Consider the following 892-nt stretch of genomic DNA (forward strand, 5'->3'; position numbering starts at 1 on the left):
CTAGGGGGTGTCCCTAATTGAGCCACATCCGAGTGCAGGCGAGGTGGATGAGGGCAAGGTAGTTGCGGGCTGTCTTCTCATATCGAGTCGCGAGGCGGCGGAAGCGCTTGAGGCCATGGAAGAACCGCTCGACCAGATAACGAAGGGCGTAGAGCTTGCGGTCCTTCGAAAGGGCTCTGGGGCGCTCCGGCTTGGAGGCGATGACGGCCTTCATGCCGAAGAACTTGAGCAGGGCGCGGAACCAGTCCGCATCGTACCCGCTGTCGGCGATGCAGGCCGCGCCCACCGCGTGCATTATCAGGTCGTCGGCCTTGGTCATCTCGTGCCGCTGGCCGGGCGTCAGTTCGATATGGCGTGGCCGTCCTCGGCTGTCGACGAGGGCATGGACCTTGGTCGAAAAACCTCCTCGAGAGCGTCCCAGAGCGTTGTGTTGGACCCCCCTTTTCCTCCCGCGGCGTCCAGATGCGCCCGGATGGTGGTGCCATCGAGGATGGACGCTTCGTCCCCCGGCACGGGAGGATTCGACTCGAGCTGCACTTCCTTGAAGAGCCGCTCCCACACGCCGCGCTTCGACCAGTTGTTGAAGCGGTTGTACACGGACTTCCACTTGCCATATCGACCGGGCAGGTCTCGCCAGGGGCTGCCGGTGCGGGCGAGCCAGTACACGGCGCTGACAAACAGACGCTCGCCTTTGAGCGAGTGCCGGCCCCGCCGCGGAGGCAGAAGCGGGCGGATGCGCTTCCATTCCTGGTCGGTGAGTTCATGTCGGTGCATCCCCTGGGGTAGGCAATGGCCCCGCTTTAGTGCAACCCCTCCTGCTGATGCTCGGCCGAGGGCACGACTGCTACCCTCGGCCGCAGTTCATCTTCTCTCGTTTAGGGACACCCCCTAG

1 pseudogene is annotated in these 892 nt (G+C 64.1%); it reads right to left on the reverse strand.

Annotated features, from left to right (window positions below):
* Positions 1-13: 13 nt before the first annotated feature.
* Positions 14-747: pseudogene (locus D7Y15_RS43650) on the reverse strand (IS5 family transposase); the annotation flags it as partial.
* Between the last annotated feature and the right edge of the window lie 145 nt (positions 748-892).

Source organism: Corallococcus sp. AB030 (genome assembly GCF_003668965.1).
Classification (GTDB): Bacteria; Myxococcota; Myxococcia; order Myxococcales; family Myxococcaceae; genus Corallococcus; species Corallococcus exiguus.